Origin of the sequence: Pelomonas sp. V22, assembly GCF_030014915.1 — a bacterium.
Lineage (GTDB): Bacteria > Pseudomonadota > Gammaproteobacteria > Burkholderiales > Burkholderiaceae_C > JAUASW01.
In genome coordinates, this window is record NZ_JAGIXS010000008.1 from 12,181 (window position 1) to 26,975 (window position 14,795).

Consider the following 14,795-nt stretch of genomic DNA (forward strand, 5'->3'; position numbering starts at 1 on the left):
CCATGGCCCTTGCCTCGCTGCTGCCGAGCCGCCCCGAACGCCGCGACCAGCTGATCGCAGCCGCTCTGTGCCTGTTGCTGGGCGCGGCCTGGGTGGTGCCCAGCCTGCTGGGCTGCCGGCTCATTGACGGCGATGACTGCGGCGTGCGGCTGCGCGACCGGGCCCATATCGGCCTGGGTGTGTCGACCTGGATCTGGTGCCTGTGGCTGCTGGCCAGCCTCACGCAGCGCCTGCTGCCCGGCAACGCCGAGCACCGTCCGCGTGCACTGGGGCTGCAGATCTTCGGCTTGACCTTGCTGTCGCCGCTGATCGGCACCCTGCTCGGCCTGTCAAACAATGGCGTGCTGCCGCGCAGCCTGTATGACCTGCAGATTCAAGCAAGCATCACGGCGGTGGCCTGCCTGGCGGCCGAGTACCGCCAGCGCCGGCGGCGCGGCGAGACGGACGCGGAATCGCTGCGCCAAAACACGGCCGACCTGTCCCGCCAGCTGGACCAGGCACGCACCGCCCTGCTGCAGGCCCAGGTGGAGCCGCACTTTCTTTTCAACACCCTGGCTCATTTGCGCCGCCTGGCCCACACCGACACCCTCGCGGCCCGCGCGATGCTGTCCGATCTGCGTGTCTACCTGGCGGCGGCCCTGCCCGAGCTGCGCCAGGCCGAGACGCCACTGGCCCGCGAGCTGGACCTGGTGCGCGCCTTCCTGGCCCTGCACCAGCGCCGCATCGGGCCGGACCGGCTGAGGCTGCACTTTGACATCGCGCCGGGTCTCGAGCAGGTCATCGTGCCCTCCACCTGCCTGCTCACCCTGGCCGAGAACGCAATCAAGCATGGCATCACGCCCCGGGTCGAGGGCGGCGAGATCTGCGTGCGGGCGATTCCCGATCCCGAGCAGGCCCAGCAGTTGCTGCTGGAAGTGGCCGACACCGGCGCCGGCATGAGCCCCGGCAGCGGCGGCGGCACCGGCCTCGCCACGCTGCGTGCACGCCTCGCGGCCCTGCATGGCCCGCGTGCCCGGCTCAGCCTGCATCTCAACCAGCCGCAAGGCCTGATTGCCCGGGTGCAGTTGCCATGGGCCTGAAGCTCAAGCTCGGCGACCTCGGCTGGGTGCTGCTGGTGGGCGGCGGCACCCTGGTGGCCAATGGCACGCCCCTGGACAACAACCTCGCCGACGGGCTGCTCAACGCGCTCACCTACAACGTGCTGCAGTTCGGTCTGCCAGCGGTGCTGCTCACGCGGCTCGCCAACGAACGTGTCGATGCGGGCCAGTTGCCCGCCTGGCTGGCCTACCCCGGCGTGGTGCTGCTGACCATAGGCCTCGGCGTCTGGGTCATCGCGCCCTCGCTCTACCCGGTGCTGGGCAAGGTGGAATGGTGGGGCAGCAAGGAAGACTTCAATCTGGCCGGCAGCAGCTTCATCTGGCATTCACTCGGCATGACGGTCTATGTGCAGCAGCGCTTCTCGAAGCGTGTGCAGGCGCGTTTGAAGGCCTTGCAGGACGACGCTGCCGAGCGCGAGCGCAAGCTGGCCGCCGCTCAGTTGCTGGCGCTGCAGGCTCGCGTCGACCCGGCGCTGCTGTCGGAGCGGCTCGCCACGCTGGACCGGGAGTTGCTGGAGCAACCCGAACGCGCCCAGGCCCGGCTGGCCGCGCTGATCGCCTGGCTGCGCGCATTGCAGCCGCACGTGGAGGCCGAGCTGTCGACGCTGGCTCGCGAGGTCCACGCGCTGCGCGCCTACGCCAGCCTGATGAGCGCCGATGCGCTGCACACCGAGCGGCTGCACCTGGCCGGCCTCAACGACCCGCCCGACTGGCCGCTCGCGCCCCTGGTGCTGCTGCCCCTGGTGCGCCCGCTGCTGGACGAAGGCCAGTCGCTGTGGAGCCTGTCCCTGCTGGCGAGCGGCGCCCGCGCCGAACTGCAGCTGCAGGCCCTGGGGCCCGATGCCGAACGGGCCCGGGCCGCCGCCGCACGCGTGCCGCTGCAGGAGCTCGCGCGGCGCCTGCAGGCCGTGCACGGCGAGCAGGCCTCGCTGCGGCTCGAAGACAAGCAGGACGTATTGCCCCTGTTCAAACTCAGCTGGCCCATCGCCGCCTCAGCCCCAACGCCCCCATGACCCGCATCCTGATCGCCGAAGACGAAGCCCTGCTCGCCACCGAGATCCGCGAGGAGCTGCTGCGCCAATGGCCCGAGGCCCAGGTCGTGGCCATGGCCCGCGACGGCCACGAGGCACTGCGCCTCGTCGAGCAGTTGCAGCCCGAGGTCTGCTTCCTCGACGTGCAGATGCCGGGGCTCTCCGGCCTCGAGGTGGCCCAGCTCATCGGCCGGCGCGCCCATGTGGTCTTCATCACCGCCCACGAGCGCTACGCGGTGCAGGCCTTCGACGAAGGCGCGGTCGGCTACCTGCTCAAGCCGCTGGACCCGGCCCGCATGGCCAAGACCCTGCTGCGCCTGAAAGAGCGCCTGCCGCAGCCGCCGGCCGACCTGGGCGGGCTCCAGGCCCAGGCCGCGCCGGCCAGCCCCGAGCCGCTGCGCTGGATCACCGTGCAGCGCGGCCGCGAGCTGCAGCTGATCACGGTGGACGACGTGGTCTATTTCCGCGCCGACAACAAATACGTGGCCGTGGTGACGGCCGACACCGAGGCCCTGATCTCGGTGCCGCTGAAGGAGCTGATACAGCGCCTCGACGGCGAGCATTTCTGGCAGGTCCACCGCTCGACCATCGTGAACGCCCATGCGATCAAGTCGGTCAGCCGGGCCCTGAGCGGCAAGCTCAGCATCGCGCTGAAGAGCCGGGCCGAGTCGCTGGAGGTCAGCCCCGCCTACTCACACCGCTTCAAGCAACTCTGAATCGCGTGGCGCATATCGCCCAATGGAGCAAGACCTGGCACGCCGCCTGCTAATAGTGAGGCAATTGCTGTTGTCTCCTCTATCCCCCAAGGATGGATTCAGCCCCGGGTCCCACAGGGTCCGGGGCTCTTTTTTTTCCGGCTAAGCGGCCGCCACGTGCCCCTGTTTCATCATGCGGCGACTCAGGGCGCCGAACACCCACATCAGCATGAACGCCGTGGGGGCGAACACCGGCTGCCAGCAGGCAATCAAGGCGGCCAAGGCCGCCGTGGCGACCACGCCCGTGCAGCGCAGCTGCGCAGCCTTGCGCAGCAGTTCCGGCATCGGCTGGTGGCACAGCTCTGGATGGGCCGTCAGGTAGCGCAGCTGCCAGAGTGCGCACAGGCCGAGGGCGCCCATCGTCGCGGCATAGACCGCCTGCGAGACAAAGAACTGCGGGAACTCGCCGATCAGGCCGGAAGCAAAGGGCATGAAGCTGGCGAACAGCAGGGTCACGATGTTGATCCACACCAGCTTGCTGTCCACCACCTTGAGCCAGTGCATGGCCCGATGACCGGAGGCCCAGAAAATGGCCAGCACGAAGAAGCTGATCAGCCAGGCCCCCAGGCGCGGCATCAGGTCCACCAGGGCCCGCAACAGATCGGCCTGGCTGTGAAGGCCGTGGTGATCCGGCAGCTTCAACTCCAGCACGAGCAGGGTGATCGCGATGGCATAGACGCCATCCTGCAAGGCCTCCACGCGGTGCTTGGAAAGGGTCGGCTGGCCGCCGGCGGTGTGCAAGGGAGCATGTTCGTTCATGCGGGCATTGTTCCAAGTGGGCGAAGGCCGCCCGCCTAGGGCTTGCCCAGGGATGCACCAAGTCGCAGCCCGCCCCTCGCACCAGCAAGGGGCACCCTGGCGTCCGGCACCAATCCGGTTCATGCTGCCAAGCGGAGGCCCTGCGTTCAGCAGGCACAGGGCTTGCATTGCTTAGCTCGCTAGCTGGAGTGATTTGAAATGCACACGCTGACCCTGCCGCCCCCCGGCCATCACGACGAGATGCTGAGGGCCGATGGCGCCCTTCGCGACCACTACAGCGCCTTCGGCCAATGGCTGCATGCCCAGTCGGCCGAGACCCTGGCCAAGAAGCGGGCCGAGGCCGACCTCTTGTTCCACAAGGTCGGCATCACCTTCGCCGTCTATGGCGACGAGGCCGGCGCCGAGCGCCTGATTCCCTTCGACATGGTGCCGCGCATCGTGCCCGCCTCCGAATGGACGATGCTGGAGAAAGGCCTGCGCCAGCGCGTCACGGCGCTGAACCGCTTCCTCTGGGACATCTACCACGACCATGAAATCCTCAAGGCCGGCCTGATCCCGGCCGAGCAGGTGCTCGGCAATGCCCAGTACCAGAAGGCCATGCAGGGCCTCGACCTGCCGCATGGCATCTATGCCCACATCACCGGCGTGGACCTGATACGCCACTCGGACGGCGGCTACTACGTGCTGGAGGACAACCTGCGCGTGCCCAGCGGCGTCAGCTACATGCTGGAGAACCGCAAGATGATGATGCGGCTCTTCCCCGAGCTGTTCTCGCGCTATGCGGTGGCACCGGTGGCGCACTACCCCACGCTGCTGCTCAACACGCTGCGCCACGCCAGCCCCATGGAGAACCCCACGGCCGTGGTGCTGACGCCCGGGCCCTTCAACTCCGCCTACTTCGAGCATGCCTTCCTGGCCCAGCAGATGGGCGTCGAGCTGGTCGAGGGTCAGGACCTCTTCGTCAAGGACGACTGGCTCTACATGCGCACCACGGTCGGCCCCAAGCGCGTGGACGTGATCTACCGCCGCATCGACGATGCCTTCCTGGACCCGCTGGCCTTCCGCGCCGATTCCATGCTGGGCGTGCCGGGCCTGCTCTCGGTCTACCAGAAGGGCCACCTGATCCTGGCCAATGCCATCGGCACCGGCGTGGCCGACGACAAGTCCATCTACCCCTATGTGCCGGACATGATCCGCTTCTACCTGGGCGAGGAGCCCATCCTGCACAACGTGCCGACCTGGCAATGCCGCAAGAGCGCCGACCTCGACCATGTGCTCACCCACATGAAGGACCTGGTGGTGAAGGAGGTGCACGGCGCCGGCGGCTACGGCATGCTGGTGGGGCCGGCTTCCACGGCGGCCGAGGTCGAGGATTTCAAGCTGCGGGTCAAGGCCAACCCGAGCAACTACATCGCCCAGCCGACGCTGTGCCTCTCGAGCTGCCCGACCTTCGTGGAGAGCGGCATCGCGCCGCGCCACATCGACCTGCGGCCCTTTGTGCTGACCGGAAGAGAGATCACGATGGTTGCCGGCGGGCTCACGCGCGTGGCCTTGAAGGAAGGCTCGCTGGTGGTGAACTCGTCGCAAGGCGGCGGCACCAAAGACACCTGGATCCTGGAGGCCTGACATGCTCTCTCGCACCGCCTCCCAGCTCTACTGGATGAGCCGCTACGTCGAACGCGCCGAGAACCTGGTGCGCATGCTGGACGTCACGCAGTCGCTCTCGCTCCTGCCGCAATCGCACGGCGCCCGCACCGAGCTGGCCGCGCCGCTGGCCGTGACCGGCGCGTTGCAGGCCTACAGCGCGCGCCATCCGCAGCTGGACGCCGAGCATCTCTTCAACTTCATGGCCCTGGACCTCGACAACCCGGCCTCGGTGCTCAGCTGCCTGCGCTCGGCGCGCGAGAACGCCCATGCGGTGCGCGGCCAGATCACGGCCGAGATGTGGGAGGCCATCAACAGCACCTGGCTGGAGGGCCGCACGTTCCCGAAGCGCGGCATCCCCAGCGTGTCGAGCTTCTTCGACTGGGTGAAGGAGCGCTCGCACCTGTTCCGTGGCGCCACCTACGGCACCCTGCAGCGCAACGACGCCTACATGTTCATCCGCCTCGGCACCTTCATCGAGCGGGCCGACAACACCGCGCGCCTGCTGGACGTGAAGTCGCAGCTGATCGAGCCTGCGGTGGAGACGCTGGCACCGGTGGAAGCGCCGAGCGAGAGTGCGCCCGACTTCTACGCCTGGAATGCGCTCTTGCGCTCGCTCTCGGCCTTCGAGGCTTACCACGCGATCTACCGCGACAGCCTGGAAGGCCGCCGCGTGGCCGAGCTCCTGATACTGCGGCCCGACGTGCCGCGCTCCCTGCGCGCCTGCTGCGAGGAAATCGTTGCCATCCTGCCCAAGATCGAGGCCAACCCCGGCGCACTGGACGCCGGCCGCGTGGTCAAGAAGCTGGCCGGCCAGCTCTCGCTGCGCCTGGAATACGGCTCGGTGGACGAGATCCTGGAGCAAGGCCTGCACGGCTGGCTGACCGGCTTCCTTGACGAGTCGGCAGCCCTGAGCGAAGCGATACGCGGTGCCTACCTGCAGGCTGCTTGAGCTGATTGCCGATAATCAGCGCCCATGACCTATTGCGTTGCCATGCGGCTGAATGCCGGCCTGCTGTTCGCCAGCGATTCGCGCACCAATGCGGGCGTGGACCACATCGCCACCTTCCGCAAGATGAGCGTGTTCGAGCAGCCGGGCGAGCGCCTCATCGTGCTGCTCAGCGCCGGCAATCTGGCCACGACGCAGAGCGTGGTGAGCCTGCTGGCCCAGCGCCTGAAAGGCCAGGAAGCGCATCTGTTCAAGTGCCCGACCATGTACGACGTGGCCGAGCTGGTGGGCCGCACGGTCAAGGAAGTGGTAGCCCGCGACGCCGATGCGCAGACCCTGGGCCAGGGCGTGGACTTCGGCGGCAACTTCATTGTCGGCGGCCAGATTCGCGGCGAGGCACCCCGGCTCTTCCATGTCTATGCGCAGGGCAACTTCATCGAAGCCTGCGAAGACACGCCCTACTTCCAGATCGGCGAGAGCAAGTACGGCAAGCCCATCATCGACCGCGTGATCAAGCCGCAGACCTCGCTGAAGGAAGCGGCCAAGTGCACGCTGATTTCGTTCGACTCGACGATACGCAGCAACCTCTCGGTGGGCCTGCCCATCGACATGCTGCTCTACAAGGCCGACAGCTTCGCGCCGGCGGAGCCGCACCGCATCACGGCCGACGATCCTTACTTCAACAAGCTGCGCCGGGGCTGGGGCGAAGGCCTGCGCAAGACCTTCGAGAAGCTGCCGGACGAGGACTGGTTCAACAAGTAAGGCGCTAGAAGCGGGTCGTGCCGCCCACTGACCAGTAGTTGGGCCCGACACGCACCTGCAGGCCCACCGCATGGCGTTCACCCTGCAGGCGCAGCACGCCGAAGCCATCGTTCTCGCGCCCGAGCCTGAAGCCACCGCCGAGGTAGAGGCCATGGCCCAGATGCACATCGGCCGAGACGCTGCCCGCGTAGCTCAAACGGCCGGCGCAGAAGCCGGCATAGGTGGTGTTGCCGCTCTGCGTGTCCACGCAGGCATAGCCGCTGTTGCCGCGCTGCTCGGAGCGGTAGCGCGTGGCCGTGTCGCTCTGGTAGAGGATGCCGCCGACGGGCATCAGGTTGAGCCCCACTGGCCCGGCCTTGAGGCGGTAGCCGGCCTCGAACTCCCAGCCCAGCACCGGCGTGCGCCGCGCCACGGCAAAGCTGCTGACCAGGCCATCGGCCTGTGCGGCCGAGCTGGTCAGGGCGAGCACGGCCAGCAGGCAAGCCGCCGCCTTCATGCCGGCCCCTCGACCCGCATCGAATAGTCCACCGCCTTCACATCCTTGGTCAGGCGGCCGATGGAGATGCGGTCCACACCGGTAGCGGCGATCCAGCGCAGCTGGTCGAGCGCCACGCCGCCCGAGACTTCGAGCAGCGCACGGCCAGCATTCAGGGCCACGGCCTCGCGCATCATGGCTTCACTGAAGTTGTCCAGCAGCACGCTGACCGCGCCGGCATCAAGGGCCTCGCGCAGCTCGGCAATCGACTCGACCTCGACCTGGATGCCCACGCTCGCATTCAAGGCCTGGGCGGCCCGCAGCGCAGCGCCCACGCCACCGGCAGCGGCAATGTGGTTCTCCTTGATCAGGATGCCGTCGTACAGCGCCAGGCGCTGGTTGGCGCCGCCGCCGACGCGCACCGCGTACTTCTGCGCCAGGCGCAGGCCGGGAATCGTCTTGCGGGTGTCGAGCACGGCGCAGCCGCGCGGATTGGGGCTGGCGCCTGCTATGGCGCGCGCATGCTCACGGGTCAGCGTCGCCGTGGCCGACAGCAGCTGCAGGAAGTTCAGCGCCGGCCGCTCGGCCGACAGGAGCGCGCGGCCCTCGGCCTCGATCCGGCAGGCCACGGTGTCGGCCGCCATGTCGGCCCCTTCCTCGTACTGCCACTCGATGCGGGCCGTGGCGTCGAGCGCGGCGAACACGCCCTCGAACCAGTCGCGGCCGCACAGCACGGCGTCCTCGCGCACCCGCACATGGGCGCGTACACGGCGGCCGGCAGGCACCAGCTGGGCGGTCCAGTCGCAGACGCCGATGTCCTCGAACAGCGCTTCGCGGATGTTGCGCTCGCGGGCCTCGGCCAGGGTTTCGTTGTGGTCAAACATGATGCTCAAGCATGCTCATTCGGGAGCGCCGATTGTCAGCGCAAGCCGGGCCACGCCCTCGATCCGGCCTTCCAGCCGGTCGCCGGGCTGGACCGGGCCCACACCCTCGGGCGTGCCGGTGTAGATCAGATCTCCCGGACCCAGGTGGTAGTACTGCGAAAGATTGGCCACGACCTCGGCCGTGCGCCAGATCATGTCCGAAAGATCGCCGCGCTGCTGCTCCTCGCCATTGACGGCCAGTGTGATTGCACCGGCCACCGGATGGCCGATCTCGGCCGCCGGCACCAGCTCGGTGATGACGGCCGACTGCTCGAAAGCCTTGCCGAAATCCCAGGGCCGGCCCGTCGCCTTGGCGGCGTTCTGCAGGTCGCGGCGCGTCATGTCCAGGCCCGCCGCATAGCCCCAGATGCTGGCTGCCGCCTGCTCGGGCGTGGCCTTGAAGACCGGCGCGCCAAGGGCGATCACCAGCTCCATCTCGTAGTGGTAGTTGGTGGTGCCCGGCGGATAGGGAATCGTCGAGCCGCTCTCGGCCAGGGCCGAGGCCGGCTTGCAGAAGAAGAACGGCGGCTCGCGGTCCGGGTCCGAGCCCATCTCGCGGGCATGAGCCGCGTAGTTGCGGCCGACGCAGAAGATGCGGGAGACGGCGTAGCGGGCGCTCGTGCCGCGCACGGCCACGCTGGGCTGCGGTGGCGGAGGAAAGACGTAATCGCTCATGCGCCAGAGGCTACCATCGCCGCCGATGCCCCGACTCGCCGCCCTGATCTCGCTGCTGGCACTCCTGGCCCTGCTGGGCGGCTGCGCCACGCGTGCGCCTGCACCCACGGCGCCGGCCAGCGGCCGCGACGGCCCCGAGGCCAATCCGCCGCCCAACCTGCTGACCGTGCCCGACGCCGTGCCCAAGGTCGAGCTGCTGCGCCTCGGTGGCCCCAACAAGCCCTATGAGATCGAGGGCGTGCGCTACCAGCCCTTCGTCGATGACAAGGCCTTCGTCGAGCGCGGCCTGGCCTCCTGGTATGGCAAGAAGTTCCACGGCCGGCCCACCGCCAGCGGTGAGGTCTACAACATGTATGCGATGACGGCGGCCCACGCGACCATGCCCATCCCCAGCTACGCGCGGGTGCGCAACCCGGCCAATGGCCGCGAGGTGGTGGTGCGCATCAACGACCGCGGGCCCTTCCATCCAGGCCGCGTGATCGACCTGAGCTACACGGCCGCGCTGAAGCTGGACCTGCTGCGCGGCGTGGCCCCGGTAGAGGTGGAGCGGCTGACGGCCGAGCAGATACGCAGCGGTGCCTGGAAGCGCGACGCCAAGGAGCCGCCACCGGTCTATGTGGCGCAGGAGCAGGCGGGCGCCCCGCAGCGGGAGACGCTGAATCAACCCGTCAGCACCAATCGCTTCTGGCTGCAGCTCGGCAGCTTCAAGCTGCTGGATGGGGCAGAGGCGGTCCGCACCCTGCTGGTCGGCAATGAGCCGGCGCTGGCACCGCTGCTGACCGTGTTCAAGGAAGGCGGCCTGAACCGCCTGATGGCCGGACCCTATGGCTCGCGCGCCGAGGCGGCGGATTCAGCCGAGCGTTTCAAGGCGCTCTTGAGCCAGCCGGCGCTGATCGTCGAGCGCAAGTAGCGCCCGGCGCAAGCTGCTAACGACCACCCGACACGTCCAGCGTCGCACCCACCGTGTAGCTGGCCGCTTCGGACAGCAGCCACAGCACGGCGGCCGCCACCTCGTCGGCGCGGCCCAGGCGACGGATCGGCAGCTGCGCAGCCGCAGCGGCCAGCTCGGGGCCGGCAATGCCGCTGTCCGCATGGATCTCGGTCTCGATGATGCCGGGGCGCACGCCGTTGACGCGGATGCCTTCCTCGATCAGCTCGCGCGCCAGGCCCACGGTCAGGCTGTCGATCGCGCCCTTGGTGGCGGCGTAGTCCACATAGAGCCCCGGCGAGCCCAACTGGGCGGCGCGCGAGGAGAGGTTGACGATGGCGCCACCGGCGCCGCCCTGGCGCGTGCTCATGCGGCGCGCCGCCTCGCGGGCACACAGCAGGCTGCCGATCACGTTGACGCCAAAGACGCGCTGCCAGCGCTCCACACCCATGTCCTGCAGCCGCGCACCAGGCACGACGATGCCAGCGTTGTTGACCAGGGCCGTGAGCCGGCCCAGCTCGGCGTCGATGCGCTCGAACATGCGCAAGACCTGGCCCTCGTCGGCCACGTCGGCCTGCACGCACAGCACGCGCCGGCCGAGGCCGCGCAGTTCGGCAGCCAGGGCCTCGGCGGCGGCCGTGTCGCGGGCGTAGTTCAGCGCGATGTCGTAACCGGCTTGCACCGCCTGGCGCGCGATGGCCGCGCCAATGCCACGACTGGCGCCGGTGATCAAGGCAATCCCATGCATGGCGGCATTGTGTCAGCGATGCCGCCTGGGCGATGATGGCGCGCACTCGATAACCGCACGCATGCAGTTCTTCGACTCCACCACGCTCCTGCTGGTCAACGCCGTCTTCAACCTGCTGGCGGTGCTGGCCTGGGCCTTGCTGGCCGGCGTGTTCCGCGTCGCGCCCCGCGCTTGCTGGCTGCTGGCCGGCGCCCACCTCGCCCGCGTCTTCGCGCTGCGCTGCTACGACTGCCGCATCAGCTCACCGCTGCAGACCTGGCCCTGGCTGCCCGAGCTGTTCGGCGTGCTGACCCTGGCCCTGCTGTGCCTGGGCGTGCGGCGCCTGCTGCGGCTGCGCTTCGCCTGGGCCGATGTGGCGGCCCTCAGCGCCGGCGGGGCCCTGGCGGTGCTGGGCCTGGGCCTCAATGGCCACATCGCCGGGATGCTGGCGGCCGGCTCGCTGGCCATGCTGCTGATTGCGGTGCTGCTCAGCCGAGACCTCCTGGTCGGCGCCGCCGCGCTGCGCTTCGGGCCCTGGCTGCTGCCCCTCGCACTACCCTCGCTCGCCATGGCCGTGGCGCTGGCCTGGCGAGGCTGGCGAGCCCTCTCCGACCCCGCGCCCACGGTGCCGGCGCTGGCGATCTGGCTGTGGGTGCTGCTGAGCCTGGCCAGCTCGCTGAGCCTGATTGCGCTGATCCTGCACCGCTTGATTGCGCGCATCAGCCAGCTCTCGCTGCACGACCCGCTGACCGGCGCGCTGAACCGGCGTGCCGTCACTCGCCGCCTGCAACGGCTGCAGGCCTTGTCGCAGCGCGGCCATCCGTTCAGCCTGCTCCTGCTGGACATCGACCACTTCAAGGCCATCAACGACCGCCTGGGCCATGCCGGTGGCGACGCCGCGCTGGTCCATGTGGTGAATGTGCTGGGCCGGGCCCTGCGCAGCCAGGACGAACTGGCGCGACTCGGTGGCGAGGAGTTCTGCGTGCTGCTGCCCCATACCGAGCTGGCGGCGGCGGCCGAGGTGGCCGAGCGGCTGCGCGCCCGGCTGGAGGCCAGCCCCTGCTCCTGGAAAAGCCGCGACATTGCGCTCACTGCCAGCTTCGGCGTGGCCCAGGCCCGGCCTGGCGAGCTGCGCGCCGAGGCCGTGCTGGTGCAGGCCGACCAGCAGCTCTACCGGGCCAAGGCCGGCGGGCGCAACCAGGTTTGCGCCGAGGGCCTGGACGACGCCGAGGACGGCAGCCCCGAGGCGCCGCTGAGCCTGCCCCAAGGCGATGGGGAGGACTGATGCTGGACGCCATGCCGCTGACCTTGCTGGCCACCAATGTGCTGTTCCTGCTGGTGTCGGCCCTGGTGTGGGCAGCGCTGAGCCAGGTGCTTCACGCCAGCCACCGGCCGGCCCTGCTGCTCGCGCTGGCCAACGCCCTGTTGGCGGCCTCGCTGGGCGGCAACGCGATGCGCGGCCTGGCCTGGGACTGGCTGGCCTACTGGGGCGCCAACCTGATGGCCATCGCCGCCTTCGCGCTGATGCGCCAGGCCGTGCCGGCCATGATGGGCGAGCGCACCCCCTGGTGGCCGACCGCGCTGTTGCTGGCGCTCTGCGCTGTCCTGCTGGCCGCCGTGCCCTTCGGCAGCAGCTGGCTGCCCATCATCAACTTCGGCGCCATGGGGCTGTTGACCCTGGTCTGCGCGGTCGATGCCTGGCGGCGGCTGCGCCGGCATGCGCGGGCCGGCCTGGCCCTGGCGCTGGCCAGCCCGCTGTTCCTGGTGGCCGCCCTGCTGCTGTTGCGCCTGGCCCTGCTGCTGAGCGGCCACAACACACACCTGCGCGATGCCGACGACGGCAACCTGGCCTGGCTGTGGGCCGTGCTGCTGATGAGCCTGGTGCTCAATGCCACGCTGGCCTTCCTGGTGCTGATGCGGCTGATACTGCGCATCCGCCGCCTGACCGAGCGCGATGCGCTGACCGATGCCCTGAACCGCCGCGCCTTCGGCGAGCTGCTGGCCGCCGAACACGGCCAGCTGGGCCGGGGCCGCAGCCATGCCCTTGTGGTGCTGGACATCGACCACTTCAAGCGCATCAACGACAGCCTCGGCCATGCTGGCGGCGACGCGGCGCTGCGCCATCTGGTGCAGGTGCTGCAGGCCTGCCTGCGCGAGGCCGATCAGCTCGGCCGGCTGGGTGGCGAGGAGTTCGGCGTGCTGCTGCCGCTGAGCGACCTGCCGGGCGCCCTCTGTGCCGCCGAACGCATGCGCGCCGCTCTGCAGGCCCGGCCGCTCGAGTGGCAGGGTCAGCGCGTCGACATGACGGCCAGCTTCGGTGTGGCCGTGGCCGTGGCCGACGACATCGATCCAGAGGCGCTGATGCTGAGGGCCGACCAGGCGATGTACCGGGCCAAGGCGGCCGGACGCAATCGCGTGGAGTTTTAGGCGAGGGCGACGCGGTTGCGGCCCAGGTGCTTGGCGCGGTACATGGCGCTCTCGGCCCTGGCCACCAGCAGGTCGGTCGAATGGGGCGGCGCAGTGGCGAGGCCTATGCTGAGGGTGGCGTCCAGACCCGGCGCAAGCTCGGACCAGGCATAGCCCTCCACGCATTGGCGCAGCCGCTCGCAGACCTCGAAGGCGCGATCGGGCACGGTGTCGGGCAGCACGACCAGGAACTCCTCGCCGCCGTAGCGCAAGAGCAGGTCGCTGCCACGCGTGTTGTCTTGCAGCATGCCGGCCAAGGCCTGCAACACACGGTCGCCGACGGCCGCCCCATGCTGGGCATTGATGCGGCTGAAATGGTCGAGGTCGATCAGGGCCAGCGTCAGTGGCGCGCCGCGCGCTTCGGCCTCGGCCACCAGCTCGGGCAGGCGCTGTTCCATCAGGCGGCGGTTGCCGAGGCCGGTCAGCGGGTCGCGCAGCGCACTTGCATCCTCCGCTGGCCTCGCGACGGTTTCGGTCTCGCCACCGCGCGGGCGCTGCGCCTCGATGCGGCTGGCGACATAGCGCGACTGTGCGATCAGCTGGGCGCTCGCGCGGCGGCGCTCCAGCACGGTCAGGGCCTCCAGGTGGCGCAGGGCCGCCTCGTTCAGGCCCAGTTGCCGGGCACATCGGTAGGCCGTGCCATGCAGGCGCCGCAGCTCGGCCAGGTTGGACTTGCCGACCAGCTCCTGGAGCAGCCGCGACAGCGCGGCATAGGCGGCATCGGCATGGCCGCGCGCCTGGGCCAGCTCGGCCCGCAGGCAGCTGACGCGGCCGGCCAGGGCCAGGAATCCGTATTGCTGGCAGCACTGCTGGGCGCTGTCGAGGAAGACGCCGGCTTCGTCGAGCTGGCGCAGTTGCAGCAAGGTCTCGCCCAGGTGGCTGTCGCTCAGCGCAGCGGCAAAGGGGTCGCCCAGCTCGCGCACATGGGGGCGCACCTGGCGGCCCAGTTGCAGCGCACGCTGCAACGCTTGCTGCGACTCGGCTTCGCGGCCGCTCTCGCGCAGCAGATGGAAAGCGCCCATGGCCACGGTCCAGAGGTTGTTCAGCGCCACCACCTGCTCGAAGGGCGTGGCCTGCTCGCGCACCAGGGCAGCGGCCTCGTTCATCAGGCGCTCGGCCTGCCAGGGATCGCCCATGCGTTCGAAGACGATGCCCAGCGCGTTCAGCGCCACGGCTTCCAGGCGCAGGTCGGCCAGTTCCTTGGCGGCGGCGCTGGCCTCCTGGGCGGCGGCGAGCGCGGTTTCGAAATCACCCTGGTCGGCGGCGGCCAGGGCGGTCCAGCGCAGTGCTTCGCAGAGGCTGGGGCTGGCGCCACCAGCACGCAGCAGGGGCAGCAGGCGCTCGGCGGCGGCCAGCATGTCTGCCAGCTGGCCGCGCCGCAGCAGGAAGAAGCAGCGCAGGCGGCCGGCCTCGATCTGCTCGGCCATCTGGCTCAGGGCCAGGGCCTGAACCCAGGCCTGCTCGGCCAGGGCGAGGCCCGCCTCCAGCCGCGACTCGCTCTGCGCGCTGCGCGCCCGCGCTATCAACTCGGCCAGCGCGGTGGCGGCTGGTACGGCAGGGTCTTGCGGAACGGCGTACTGCATGGGCCCGCTAGGGTAGCGGAA

The 14,795-nt window shown here is 69.6% G+C and carries 15 protein-coding genes; 9 read left to right on the forward strand and 6 right to left on the reverse strand.

Annotated elements, in window-relative coordinates:
• The first annotated feature begins 2 nt into the window (after positions 1 to 2).
• Genes J7U46_RS21010 through J7U46_RS21020 form a run of 3 tightly spaced genes read left to right on the forward strand, consistent with a single transcriptional unit; the run spans position 3 to position 2,844 of the window.
• Positions 3 to 1,079, forward strand: a complete 1,077-nt coding sequence (locus J7U46_RS21010) for a histidine kinase (protein WP_282829178.1) — start codon at positions 3 to 5, stop codon at positions 1,077 to 1,079.
• Entirely contained in the window at positions 1,070 to 2,110 is a 1,041-nt protein-coding gene (locus J7U46_RS21015) for a hypothetical protein (RefSeq protein WP_282829179.1), read from the forward strand. The genes J7U46_RS21010 and J7U46_RS21015 overlap by 10 nt, the downstream gene beginning before the upstream one ends.
• Positions 2,107 to 2,844, forward strand: coding sequence for a LytTR family DNA-binding domain-containing protein (locus J7U46_RS21020; protein WP_282829180.1), 738 nt, complete (start codon positions 2,107 to 2,109; stop codon positions 2,842 to 2,844). The genes J7U46_RS21015 and J7U46_RS21020 overlap by 4 nt, the downstream gene beginning before the upstream one ends.
• Positions 2,845 to 2,985: 141 nt before the next feature.
• Here the strand turns inward: J7U46_RS21020 and J7U46_RS21025 are convergent, their stop codons facing one another.
• Positions 2,986 to 3,642 (reverse strand): TMEM175 family protein, encoded by a 657-nt coding sequence (locus tag J7U46_RS21025; RefSeq protein WP_282829181.1) that lies wholly within the window; start codon positions 3,640 to 3,642, stop codon positions 2,986 to 2,988.
• Between the two features lie 198 nt (positions 3,643 to 3,840).
• Here J7U46_RS21025 and J7U46_RS21030 point away from each other — a divergent pair, with 198 nt between their 5' ends.
• The 3 genes from J7U46_RS21030 to J7U46_RS21040 are packed head-to-tail and all read left to right on the forward strand — an operon-like array spanning position 3,841 to position 6,997.
• Entirely contained in the window at positions 3,841 to 5,268 is a 1,428-nt protein-coding gene (locus J7U46_RS21030; RefSeq protein ID WP_349239500.1) for a circularly permuted type 2 ATP-grasp protein, read from the forward strand.
• A 1-nt stretch (position 5,269) separates the two neighbouring features.
• Positions 5,270 to 6,238: an alpha-E domain-containing protein gene (locus tag J7U46_RS21035; RefSeq protein WP_282829182.1), complete on the forward strand. Its 969-nt coding sequence runs from the start codon at positions 5,270 to 5,272 to the stop codon at positions 6,236 to 6,238.
• A gap of 24 nt (positions 6,239 to 6,262) precedes the next feature.
• Positions 6,263 to 6,997: a proteasome-type protease gene (locus J7U46_RS21040; protein WP_282829183.1), complete on the forward strand. Its 735-nt coding sequence runs from the start codon at positions 6,263 to 6,265 to the stop codon at positions 6,995 to 6,997.
• A 4-nt stretch (positions 6,998 to 7,001) separates the two neighbouring features.
• On the opposite strand, the gene J7U46_RS21045 is transcribed toward J7U46_RS21040, so the two are convergent.
• Genes J7U46_RS21045 through J7U46_RS21055 form a run of 3 tightly spaced genes read right to left on the reverse strand, consistent with a single transcriptional unit; the run spans position 7,002 to position 9,070 of the window.
• Positions 7,002 to 7,493, reverse strand: coding sequence for a hypothetical protein (locus J7U46_RS21045; RefSeq protein ID WP_282829184.1), 492 nt, complete (start codon positions 7,491 to 7,493; stop codon positions 7,002 to 7,004).
• Positions 7,490 to 8,356, reverse strand: coding sequence for a carboxylating nicotinate-nucleotide diphosphorylase (gene nadC, locus J7U46_RS21050; RefSeq protein ID WP_282829470.1), 867 nt, complete (start codon positions 8,354 to 8,356; stop codon positions 7,490 to 7,492). Before nadC ends, J7U46_RS21045 begins: the two co-directional genes overlap by 4 nt.
• A 15-nt stretch (positions 8,357 to 8,371) precedes the next feature.
• Positions 8,372 to 9,070, reverse strand: a complete 699-nt coding sequence (locus tag J7U46_RS21055; protein ID WP_282829185.1) for a fumarylacetoacetate hydrolase family protein — start codon at positions 9,068 to 9,070, stop codon at positions 8,372 to 8,374.
• A gap of 25 nt (positions 9,071 to 9,095) precedes the next feature.
• On the opposite strand from J7U46_RS21055, the gene J7U46_RS21060 reads away from it, so the two are divergent.
• Positions 9,096 to 9,980: a septal ring lytic transglycosylase RlpA family protein gene (locus J7U46_RS21060; RefSeq protein WP_282829186.1), complete on the forward strand. Its 885-nt coding sequence runs from the start codon at positions 9,096 to 9,098 to the stop codon at positions 9,978 to 9,980.
• A 16-nt stretch (positions 9,981 to 9,996) separates the two neighbouring features.
• Here J7U46_RS21060 and J7U46_RS21065 read toward each other — a convergent pair whose 3' ends face one another.
• Positions 9,997 to 10,746 carry an SDR family oxidoreductase gene (locus J7U46_RS21065; RefSeq protein ID WP_282829187.1) on the reverse strand — a complete coding sequence of 250 codons (750 nt, stop codon included), beginning with the start codon at positions 10,744 to 10,746 and terminating at the stop codon, positions 9,997 to 9,999.
• 61 nt (positions 10,747 to 10,807) lie between these two features.
• Here J7U46_RS21065 and J7U46_RS21070 point away from each other — a divergent pair, with 61 nt between their 5' ends.
• Both J7U46_RS21070 and J7U46_RS21075 read left to right on the forward strand, forming a co-directional pair.
• Positions 10,808 to 12,010, forward strand: a complete 1,203-nt coding sequence (locus J7U46_RS21070) for a GGDEF domain-containing protein (protein WP_282829188.1) — start codon at positions 10,808 to 10,810, stop codon at positions 12,008 to 12,010.
• Positions 12,010 to 13,152: a GGDEF domain-containing protein gene (locus J7U46_RS21075; RefSeq protein WP_282829189.1), complete on the forward strand. Its 1,143-nt coding sequence runs from the start codon at positions 12,010 to 12,012 to the stop codon at positions 13,150 to 13,152. Before J7U46_RS21070 ends, J7U46_RS21075 begins: the two co-directional genes overlap by 1 nt.
• Here the strand turns inward: J7U46_RS21075 and J7U46_RS21080 are convergent.
• Positions 13,149 to 14,774, reverse strand: coding sequence for a GGDEF domain-containing protein (locus tag J7U46_RS21080; RefSeq protein ID WP_282829190.1), 1,626 nt, complete (start codon positions 14,772 to 14,774; stop codon positions 13,149 to 13,151). The two genes, J7U46_RS21075 and J7U46_RS21080, sit on opposite strands and share 4 nt — an antisense overlap.
• Positions 14,775 to 14,795: the final 21 nt, after the last annotated feature.